Raw genomic sequence first — 10,546 nt, 5'->3', positions numbered from 1 at the left:
CGGTCGGACGTCTAAAACTCCCGTATTTGGTGCTGCATCGCACATAAAAGGGGATTTGTCTGGCGCGACTGGTGCGACGGAAAATCCCGGTTGCAAAGATCGTGGAAATGATTAAATATAGTGTATGCATTACAAATTTGCGAACTTCGCATGACCATGGCAGATCAAGGAGAACCTTACATGCAGCAGCGTCTTTACCGTATCGGGCAGATCGTCCCCAGTTCCAACACCACCATGGAGACCGAGATCCCGGCCATGCTGACGGCACGCCAGGCGATCCGCCCCGAGCGCTTCACCTTCCACTCCAGCCGCATGCGCATGAAGAAGGTGGTCAAGGAAGAGCTGGCTGCCATGGATGGTGAATCCGACCGCTGCGCCGTCGAGCTGTCCGATGCCCGTGTCGATGTGCTGGGCTATGCCTGCCTGGTGGCCATCATGGCCATGGGCCGTGGTTATCACCGCCAGTCCGAGCAACGCCTGACTGCCCACACCGCCGCCAACGGCGCCGATGCTCCGGTGGTCACCAGTGCCGGCGCGCTCATCGATGCGCTCAAGGTCATTGGTGCCAAGAAGATCGTGGTGGTCGCGCCCTACATGAAGCCGCTCACCGAGCTGGTGGTGGACTACATCCGCCACGAAGGTTATGAAGTGCTGGACTACCGTGCCCTGGAAATCCCCGACAACCTCGATGTAGCCCGTCATGACCCGGCCAAGCTGCCGGCCATCGTGGCCCAGATGGATACCAGCCAGGCCGACGCCATCGTGCTGTCGGCCTGCGTGCAGATGCCCTCGCTTCCGGTGATCGCGCAGGTCGAGGCGATGACCGGCAAGCCTGTCATCACCGCCGCCGTGGCTACTACTTACGCCATGCTCAAACGCCTGGAGCTGGACCGCATCGTCCCGGGCGCCGGCGCGCTGCTCTCCGGCGCCTACTGAGAGGGGCCGCCATGCAGAGCAGCTTCCTCTACGGCGCCAATATCCTGGCCAACGGCATCCGCCAGCATTACCTGCGCTTCGGTGGCAAGGACGGCGCACGTGCCGGCCGCGACGCCGTCATCATCGTCCCTGGCATCACCAGCCCGGCAGTGACCTGGGCCTTCGTCGGCGAACGTTTCGGCCAGCAGTTCGATACCTATGTGCTGGACGTGCGCGGCCGTGGCCTGTCTTCGGCCTCGGAGACGCTGGACTATAGCCTCGATGCGCAGGCGGCCGACGTCATCGCCTTGGCCGAAGCGCTCGGACTGGAGCGCTATTCGGTGGTCGGGCACTCCATGGGCGGACGCATCGGCGCCCGCGCTGCGAGCCAGCAGCCACGCGGCCTGACGCGGCTGGTGATGGTCGATCCGCCGGTCTCCGGCCCTGGTCGCCGCACCTATCCCTCCAAGCTGCCCTGGTACGTGGATTCCATGCGCCTGGCGCGCGAGGGTTGCTCGGCCGAGCAGATGCGCGCCTTCTGCCCGACCTGGACCGAACAGCAACTGCAACTGCGTGCCGAGTGGCTGCACACCTGCGACGAGCGGGCCGTGATCGCCAGCTTCGAGGGTTTCCATACCGATGATTTCCATGCCGACCTGCCGGCCTTGAAGCTGCCGGTAATGTTGATGCAGGCCTCGCGCGGCGACGTCATCCTGCCCGAGGACGTGCAGGAACTCCAGGGCCTCCTGCCGCAGTTGGTGGTGAGCCGGGTGGAGGACGCCGGCCACATGATCCCGTGGGACAACGAGGCCGGCTTCTACGCCGCCTTTGGCGACTTCCTCGGCGCGCCGCTGTAAGGGCCGCATTCATCCCAAGACCGATTGCAAAGGAGAACACCATGGCCGTCAGCGACCATGACCTGATCAGTGCCTGGAAAGAGGTGCTGACCCTGTCCAAGCTGGAGCCGGGACAAATCGTCACCGTGCTCACCAGCAGCAGCACCCATCCGCAGACCCTGTCCACCGCCATGACCGCCGCCGCGCTCATGGGCGCCACCGTCAACCGGCTGGACCTGCCCCCGGTCAATGCCGAGAAGGCCCTGAGCCGTGACTCCCTGGCCTATCTCGGCACCACGCCCTTGACCGGCAACCGCGCCGCCATCGCTGCCCTCAAGGAGAGCGACCTGGTGCTGGACCTGATGACCCTGCTGTTCTCGCCCGAGCAGCACGAAATCCTCTCCACCGGCACCAAGATCCTGCTGGCCGTGGAGCCGCCCGAGGTGCTGGTGCGCATGGTTCCCAGCGAAGACGACCGGCGCCGCGTGTCGCAGGCGGCGCAACTGCTGGAGGGCAAGCGCGAGATGCACATCACCTCCGATGCGGGGACGGACCTGCGCTGCCCGCTGGGCGAGTTCCCGGTGATCCAGGAATACGGCTTCGTCGATCAGCCAGGACGCTGGGACCACTGGCCCAGCGGTTTCGTGCTGACCTGGCCCAATGAGCGCCAGACCAATGGCACCCTGGTCATCGATCGCGGCGATATCCTGCTGCCCATGAAATGCTATGCCCAGGAAGCCATCGTGGTCACCGTCAAGGATGGTTTTGTCACCGGCATCGAGGGTGGCCTGGATGCCGAGCTGCTGAGCGACTACATGGCCTCCTTCAAGGACCCGGAGGCCTATGCCATGTCGCACATCGGCTGGGGCCTGCAGCCGCGCGCGCAATGGTCCACGCTGGCCATGTATGACCGCGAAGCCACCATCGGCATGGATGCCCGCGCCTACGAGGGCAATTTCCTGTTCTCTTTCGGCCCCAACAACGAAGCCGGTGGCAGCCGCACCACCGCCTGCCATATCGACATCCCCCTGCGCCGCTGCACGGTGGCGGTGGACGGTACGGCGGTGGTCAAGGACGGCAAGTTGCTGGACGGCTTCATCTACGGCAATTCGCAATGAGGCCAGCCGGGTGCGCCCGGCAGCCTCTTCAAAAGGAAGATACGATGCACAAGGAAGTGGAAACCTATCAGCGCCAGGGCTTTGGCCACACGCTGGAAATGAAGCCGCCCTTCGGTCTGCTGATCGTCGATTTCGTCAACAGCTTTGCCGACCCGGCCCAGTTCGGCGGCGGCAACATCGGCCCGGCCATCGAACGCACGCGCAGCCTGCTGGCCCATGCGCGCCAGCATGGCTGGCCGGTGGCGCACAGCCGCATCGTGTTCGCCGACGATGATGCCGATCGCAACATCTTCGGCATGAAAGTGCCGGGCATGGTCACCCTGAAGGAAGACCTGCCGGGCAGCGCCATCGTGCCGGAACTGACCCCGGCCGCTGGTGAGCTGGTGGTGCGCAAGACCGTGCCCTCGGCCTTCTTCGGTACCTCGCTGGCACCGTGGCTGACCCAGCACGGCGTGCAGACCTTGCTGGTGGCCGGTGCCGTGACCAGTGGCTGCGTGCGCGCCAGCGTGGTCGATGCCATGTCCTGGGGTTTCCGCCCGCTGGTGGTGTCCGACTGCGTGGGTGACCGCGCCATCGGGCCGCATGAGGCCAACCTGTTCGACATGGCGCAGAAGTACGCGGCCGTGATGCCGCTGGACGAGGCGCTGAAGGTGGTCGCCCAGCCTTGATGCCCGGACGGCGGTAACGGTCCGGGTCGTGATGAATCTGATGTGCACCATGGTTTGAGATGCAAGCAACGAATCTACCCGGCCAACCATCCGGCCAGACCCCCCGCGAGGCGCGTCGTCAATTGCTGGAGCGCGGCGACACGCTGCTGGTGACCCGCGCCCCGCAACCCGGTGCCAAGCCCGCGCCCGGCCAGCCCGGCGCGGCTTCGTCCTATGTGCAGCCGCTACCGGACGTGTTCGTGGCCCTGCTGGCTGAGGGTCGGGTGCTGGCCTTCAACGGTCACGTCGATCTTGGCACCGGTATCCGCACCTCGCTGGCCCAGATCGTGGCTGAGGAACTGAGTGTGGACATGGACTGCGTGACCATGATCCTCGGTCACACCGAGGAAGCCCCCAACCAGGGTCCAACCATTGCCAGTGCCACCATCCAGATTTCCGCCGTGCCGCTGCGCAAGGCTGCAGCCCAGGCGCGTGAGCACCTGCTGGCCATGGCGGCCGCGCAGTGGGATGTTCCTCCCGCACGCCTGCGCATCGAGGCGGGGCGCATCACCGATATCGACCAGCCCGAGCGTAGTACCAGTTATTTCACCCTGTTGGCCGGGCAGAAGATCGTCCTGACTCTCGACCCTGGCGACGTCCCGTTGAAGCCGGCCAGCCAGTACACCCTGGTGGGCCGCAGTTCGCAGCGTGTCGATATTCCTGCCAAGGTACGTGCCGAGCCGGTCTATGTGCACGACGTGCGCGTGCCGGGCATGCTGCATGGGCGCGTGGTGCGCCCGCCGCACCCGGGACGCGACGGCGGTGACTTCATCGGCAACAGCCTGCTGTCGGTGGACCAGGATTCCGTGGCCCACATCCCCGGGCTGGTCGCGGTGGTGGTGCAGGGTGATTTCGTCGGCGTGGTGGCCGAGCGCGAGGAGCAGGCACAGCGCGCCATGCATGAACTGAAGCTGCGCTGGAAGGACATCCCGCCGCTGCCCTCCATGGACGACCTGGAAACCCGCCTGCGCGAGCTGCCCGCCAAACGCCGCGAACTGGTGCGCCAAGGCGATCTGGATACCGCCATGAGCAGCGCAGCCCGGCGCATCGAGCGCACCTATGTCTGGCCTTACCAGATGCATGCCTCCATCGGCCCCTCCTGCGCGGTCGCCGATTATCGCGAGGAGGGCCTGACGGTCTGGTCCGGCACGCAGAATCCGCATGTCATGCGTATCGACCTCTCTCGCCTGTGCGCGCTCGACGAAGGAAAGATAGAAGTGATCCGGCTGGAGGCCGCCGGATGCTATGGCCGCAACTGTGCCGATGACGTGGTGGCCGATGCGGCCCTGCTGTCACGTGCCGTGGGACGCCCGGTGCGGGTGCAACTGACCCGCGAGCAGGAGCATGCCTGGGAACCCAAAGGGGCGGCGCAACTGATGCAGGTGCGCGGTGCCATCGATGAAGCGGGCCGGCTCTCGGCCTATGGCTTCCAGACCCGTTATCCGTCCAACGATGCGCCGGTGCTGGCGCTGCTGCTGACCGGCAAGATCGCTCCCGAACCCCGCGTGCTGGAGATGGGCGATCGCACCGCCGTGCCACCATATGCCTACCCGCACCTGCAGATCGATTGCGACGACGTTGCGCCCATCGTGCGAGCCGGCTGGTTGCGCGGAGTCTCGGCCATGCCGAACTCCTTTGCCCATGAAGTCTTCATCGATGAACTGGCCGAGCTGGCAGGCCAGGATCGCCTGGCCTATCGCCTGGCGCACCTGCCCGACGAGCGCGCCAGCGCGCTGCTGCAGGCCGTGGCGGAGAAGGCCGGCTGGGTGTCCGGTGCCAGCGGTTCGCGTGGCACGCCGGGCGCCGACGGCAAGCTGCGCGGGCGAGGCATCGCCTATGCGCGCTATGTCCACAGCAAGTTCCCCGGGTTTGGCGCAGCCTGGTCGGCATGGGTCATCGATATCGAAGTCGATCCCGCCGATGGCGCGCTGAAGGTGACTTCATTGGTGGTGGGGCAGGATACCGGCATGATGGTCAATCCTGATGGCGTGCGCCACCAAATGCATGGCAACATCCTGCAATCGCTGAGCCGGGTGTTGAAGGAGCGTGTCAGTTTCGGTCCGCAAGGGACCATCAGCCTGGAGTGGGGCGCCTATCCCATCCTGCATTTCACGGAAGTGCCGCCCATCGAGATCGTGCTGATGCAGCGCCAGGACCAGCCCCCCATGGGGGCAGGCGAATCGGCGTCGGTGCCGAGCGCGGCGGCGCTGTCCAATGCGCTCTTCGATGCCACCGGGCGCCGCTTCCGCCAGCCGCCCTTCAATGCGGAATGCATCCTGGCGGCACTGGGCGAGCCCTTGCCGGCGGTGTGAATGATTCGGCGGCTCGGCCTTATTCGTCGATCATCTTGCGCAGCAGGAATACCAATGCCACCCGTTCTGCCGGATTGAGATTGCCGTAGGTGGCCTCGGTGATCTGGGCGGCGAAGGGCACCGTATCGGCCACCAGCGCGGTAGCGTTCTTGCTCAGCGACACCAGTACCTTGCGGCGGTCGGCCTCGTCATGGGACAGCTTGATCAGGTCGCGCGCCTTCAGGCGTTCGACGATGCCACGGATGGTAGCCTGGTCGATGGCGGTCACTTTGACGATGTCCGACAGTGAGCAGGTCTGCAGGTCGCGGATTGCGCACAGCGTCACGAACTGCGCGGCCGTCAGTTGCGAATCCGGGATATGTTGCTGGAAAATGGCCGCGTGGCGCTGGTAGGCGCGGCGCAGCAGATGCCCGATCTGGTCGGAGAAATGATAGTCGGCGGTGGCGGGCTTCTTGGTCATTGGCGCAAGGGATGGGTGGTTTGGCGTGCCTTGTTCGCCGGCGGCGAGCAAGGGGCAGCTGCTGATTCTAATGTCCTGCCTGCCGGCTGTACAGGCAAGCGTCGCTGTGGCCTTGCCTGCTGCGGATGTCTTGGCGCGCTTGCGTGGCGCCGATTTGAAAGTTGTCGTACTTGTCATCGGAGAGGGTTGAACAATGTTGATCGATTTCGCAGGGCTCAAGCCCGTCGAAGCTTATGAGTGGATGTCGGCGCTGATCGTGCCTCGTCCTATCGCCTGGGTTTCCACGCTGGACGGGCAGGGGCGGGCCAACCTGGCGCCGTTCAGCTTTTTCCAGATGATCACCGGCAAGCCGCCGACCCTGCTGATCTGCCCGCTGCTGCAGCGGGGTGGCAAGCTCAAGGACACCGTCAACAACATCAGCGCCAGCGGCGAGTTCGTGGTCAACCTGGCCGCACCGGCGCAGGCCCTGGCCTTGAATGCGACCTCCTTTCCCTTCGAGGCCGGCGTCAGCGAATTCGAGGCCTGCGGCCTGCAGGCTGCGCCCAGCCAGCTGGTGCAGCCGCCCCGCGTCGAGGGTGCGGTGGCCAGCTTCGAGTGCAAGCTGGCAATGATGGAGCCCTACCCGCGCCATGAGCCATCCTGCCACCTGATCTTCGGCCAGGTGCTGGCTGCGCACGTGGATGACCAGTTGCTGGATGTCGATGGCAAGCTGGATCCTGGCCAGGTCGATCTGCTCTTCCGCATGGGCGGCGAATGGTACGGCCGTAGCCGTACCGAATCTAACTTCACCTTGCCGCGCCCACGCTGATCCCTTCCTTCGACCAGGGCGGTGCGGCCACGGCTGCACCTGCTGCTGGCGGAATCGCCCTCCTGCTTCGCCGGTCTGCCGACCGCGCTTCTTCCATATCCCGTGTGGCCATCTGTGATGCCGTCGACGCGATGTCGTGGTGCACAACGCACTCTGCTTGTGCAGTTTTCCGGTTTCGCATTAATATGGTGTACACATTATAAATAAGAAACGTAAAGGCGGTTTTGGCGTCGCCGTGGAGACAAGCAGGAAACCCGCGTGTATGCCGCATATATCCTTATATTAACCTGATGATTACGTGCTCGGTTTGAGATGGGTCAAGGCTGGCCTGTATTTTGCTAACACTGAATATTTATAGTGTATGCGTCATAAAAAGAAGCGTGTGATGCGGCTTTCACAGCTGCTTCCCCACGTCTCGCCAATACCCGCAGGAACAGCTAACGAAGCCGCACGCCGGCATACAGGAGAGGGAGATGTTGTCGCTACCAGTCGCACAGGGTGCCGGACTGACGGCCGTCATTGATGCCAGCCCGGCGCGCGCCGATCTCGCGCTGGCCGAGGATGAATACCTGATCACGCGCACCGATATCGAGGGACGCATGGTCTATGTCAATGCCGCCTTCGTGGCACGCAGTGGATATGACGTCGACGAATTGCTGGGTCAGCCGGCCAGCATGATGTATGCCCCCGATACGCCGGCCGAGGTCGGCGCCGATCTCTGGCGCACCGTCAAGGCACGGGGTGCCTGGACCGGTGTGATGCGTCATCGCGCCAGGGATGGCCGTTGTTTCTGGGCCAAGGCCACCATCACCCGGACCCTGGTCGACGGCGTACATGTGGGCCATACCACCGTGCGCACCCGCGCCTCCGAGCAAGAGGTCGGTCGCATGCGGGCCTTCGTGCAAGCTCGTCGCGGCGGTGGTGCGCGCCACTGGGAGTTGCGCGAAGGTCGCCTGATGCTGCGTGGCGTGGGGCGCTTGCTGCGCATCACGTTGGCACCCACGCTGGCCTGGCGCATGCGTTTCGCACAAGGACTCAATATCTTGCTGTTGCTGGCCGCACTGGTCTGGTTGGCGAGTGCGGCTGCGCCGCTGGGGTGGTTCGTTCCGCTCGTGCTCGGCCTGTCGCTGTGGCAGGCGCTCGTGCTGGCATTGGCGGCGCGACGTGTGAGCCGGCCGGTGGAGGGCATGCTCCGGCACGCCCGCAGCATCGGTGCGGGCGATTTGACCGAGGCCGCCAGCGCGCAAGGGAGTAGCGATGACGAGGTGGCGCGCCTGGCGGCCAGCATGGATGTAATGCAAAAGAGCCTGGCCAGCCTGGTACGCGATCTGCGCGAGGGTGTGAGCACAGTCGGCGGTGCTGCGACCGAGATATCCGACGCCAACATGGACTTGGCGGCGCGCACCGAAGAAACCGCTGCCGCCGTCGAGCAGACCGCCAATCGCATCGCCGAGCTGGACAACGCCGTGCAGCGCAATGCCGGCAGCGCGCAACAGGCCCATGGCCTGGCCAACGCCTCGGTCGCCGCCGCCGAAGAGGGCAGCGAACTGGTACGCAAGGTGATCGCCAGCATGGACGAGATTTCGCGCAGCGCCACCGGCATCTCGGAGATTTCTTCCGTGATCGAGGGCATCGCCTTCCAGACCAACATCCTGGCCCTCAATGCTGCCGTGGAAGCGGCCCGCGCCGGCACGCACGGGCGCGGTTTTGCGGTGGTGGCCAGCGAGGTACGCAGCCTGGCCCAGCGCAGCAGCGATGCAGTACGCCAGATCAGCCAGTTGCTGGAACGCTCCGGTCGCGACGTGGCCAATGGCGTGCGCCTGGCCGATGCCGCCGGCGGCAGCCTGGAACAGATCGTCGGACTGGCGCGCGAGGTGGTGGTGACCGTGGGCGAGATCAGCGACGCCTCACGTCAGCAGGGTGGCGAAATCACCCACATCAACCATGTCATCGCCCAGATCGACGACGCCGTACGCCAGAACGCCGCCATGGTGGAGCAGGCCGCGGCGGCGGCTGTCGCTTTGGCCGAACAGAGTCGGCGGCTGGACCAGTCGGTGGCGATGTTCCGCACCCGGCAATAGCAGCCGCAATTTCGCCAGCGGCGCCGCTGGCATCGACGCATTCCAACAGAAGCCCGGATTACCGGGCCAGGCAGGAAAGCAGCACCTGCAGTCACGGCATTACCAGCAACACCTCCAACACTTCAACAAAGGGAAAACAACATGAAAAAGGCATGGATACTCGCGGCCGGCAGCCTGTTCTGCGCGAGCGGTGCGATGGCGCAATCCAACGTCACCATCTATGGTGTGGTCGATACCTACCTGGGCTACACCAACGCGACCGGGCGCGGCTCGGTGGTGTCGCTGGACAGTGGCGGCTACCAGGCCAGCCGCCTGGGTTTCAAGGGGACCGAAGACCTGGGCGGCGGCCTGCGTGCCAACTTCCAGATGGAGAACGGCTTCGCCTCCGATACCGGTGGCATGCACGACAGCACCCGCCTGTTCAACCGCCAGTCGTGGGTCGGTCTGGCCAATCACCTGGGTGAGTTGCGCCTGGGTCGGCAGAACTCGCCGGGCTTCCTGATGATCGCACGCCTGGATGCCTTTGCCGGTGCGACCTATGCCTCCTTCCTGAACAACGTCTCGGCCTACACGCCGCGCTATGACAACGTGATCGGCTATATCTCGCCGGTGATGCGCGGCTTCAAGCTGCAGGCCTACTATGGCCTGGGCGAGCAGACCACGCCCAGGAACGGCCTGGCTACCACCATGCTGGCGGGCGAGTACGAAAGCGGACCGTTCTACCTGGGCCTGAGCCATTCCACCCAGAACAGCGCCAACGACAACATCGCCATCCGCTCCACCTTCGCCGGTGGTGCCTATGACTACGGCAACGGCAAGATCTTCCTGGGCTACTACCGCGGCAACAACCTCGGTGCGGCCGCCACCACCAATGTGCGCGGCAGCTACTACGGTGCGTACTCGATCTCGGCCAACTATCGCCTGAGCGCGCAGGCCACCATCGGGGCCGGCTACGGCTGGGCCAAGGACAGCACCGGCGCCGGCCGCGATGCCCGCCAGATCAGCCTGATCGCTACTTATGACCTGTCCAAACGCACCATGCTCTATACCACCTATGCCCACCTGACCAACAGCAACGGTGCCACCTTCTCGCTGGCCGGTGCGGCGCCGATCACCAAGAACGTGCCAGCCAGTGGCGGCACGGTGAACGGCATGCAGTTCGGTATCCGTCACCTGTTCTGATGCGCTGCCGGAAGGTGTGCGGGCTCCACCCGGCGCGCCTTCCTTCCCCTGCCGTTGCTTGCACCTGCGGGTGCAGAAAGGAAAGATCGTGAACGTCTCCCTCCATCTCAAGCATCTCAAGCATCTC

At 64.8% G+C, this 10,546-nt stretch carries 9 protein-coding genes; 8 read left to right on the top strand and 1 reads right to left on the bottom strand.

Annotated elements, in window-relative coordinates:
- Positions 1-180 precede the first annotated feature (180 nt).
- The 5 genes from ACWHXP_RS16585 to ACWHXP_RS16565 are packed head-to-tail and all read left to right on the top strand — an operon-like array spanning position 181 to position 5,888.
- Entirely contained in the window at positions 181-936 is a 756-nt protein-coding gene (locus ACWHXP_RS16585; RefSeq protein ID WP_077237730.1) for a maleate cis-trans isomerase family protein, read from the top strand.
- Between the two features lie 11 nt (positions 937-947).
- Positions 948-1,772, top strand: coding sequence for an alpha/beta fold hydrolase (locus ACWHXP_RS16580; protein WP_489635511.1), 825 nt, complete (start codon positions 948-950; stop codon positions 1,770-1,772).
- A 41-nt stretch (positions 1,773-1,813) separates the two neighbouring features.
- Positions 1,814-2,869 (top strand): 2,5-dihydroxypyridine 5,6-dioxygenase NicX family protein, encoded by a 1,056-nt coding sequence (locus ACWHXP_RS16575; RefSeq protein ID WP_489635512.1) that lies wholly within the window; start codon positions 1,814-1,816, stop codon positions 2,867-2,869.
- A gap of 44 nt (positions 2,870-2,913) precedes the next feature.
- Positions 2,914-3,537: an isochorismatase family protein gene (locus ACWHXP_RS16570; RefSeq protein WP_489635513.1), complete on the top strand. Its 624-nt coding sequence runs from the start codon at positions 2,914-2,916 to the stop codon at positions 3,535-3,537.
- Between the two features lie 59 nt (positions 3,538-3,596).
- Positions 3,597-5,888 carry a xanthine dehydrogenase family protein molybdopterin-binding subunit gene (locus ACWHXP_RS16565; RefSeq protein WP_489635515.1) on the top strand — a complete coding sequence of 764 codons (2,292 nt, stop codon included), beginning with the start codon at positions 3,597-3,599 and terminating at the stop codon, positions 5,886-5,888.
- Positions 5,889-5,907: 19 nt separating this feature from the next.
- Here ACWHXP_RS16565 and ACWHXP_RS16560 read toward each other — a convergent pair whose 3' ends face one another.
- Positions 5,908-6,348 carry a MarR family winged helix-turn-helix transcriptional regulator gene (locus tag ACWHXP_RS16560; RefSeq protein WP_489635516.1) on the bottom strand — a complete coding sequence of 147 codons (441 nt, stop codon included), beginning with the start codon at positions 6,346-6,348 and terminating at the stop codon, positions 5,908-5,910.
- Positions 6,349-6,541: 193 nt separating this feature from the next.
- Here ACWHXP_RS16560 and ACWHXP_RS16555 point away from each other — a divergent pair, with 193 nt between their 5' ends.
- The 3 genes from ACWHXP_RS16555 to ACWHXP_RS16545 all read left to right on the top strand — a co-directional run bounded on the left by ACWHXP_RS16555 (position 6,542) and on the right by ACWHXP_RS16545 (position 10,419).
- Positions 6,542-7,156 carry a flavin reductase family protein gene (locus ACWHXP_RS16555; RefSeq protein WP_489635517.1) on the top strand — a complete coding sequence of 205 codons (615 nt, stop codon included), beginning with the start codon at positions 6,542-6,544 and terminating at the stop codon, positions 7,154-7,156.
- 473 nt (positions 7,157-7,629) lie between these two features.
- Complete coding sequence (locus ACWHXP_RS16550; protein WP_489635518.1) at positions 7,630-9,237, top strand: methyl-accepting chemotaxis protein; 1,608 nt, start codon at positions 7,630-7,632, stop codon at positions 9,235-9,237.
- 141 nt (positions 9,238-9,378) lie between these two features.
- Positions 9,379-10,419, top strand: coding sequence for a porin (locus ACWHXP_RS16545; RefSeq protein WP_489635519.1), 1,041 nt, complete (start codon positions 9,379-9,381; stop codon positions 10,417-10,419).
- Positions 10,420-10,546 lie beyond the last annotated feature (127 nt).

It is taken from the genome of Herbaspirillum sp. Her2, from assembly GCF_057961375.1.
Note: the sequence above shows the minus strand (reverse complement) of the source record. Positions and strands in the feature narration are given on the sequence as shown.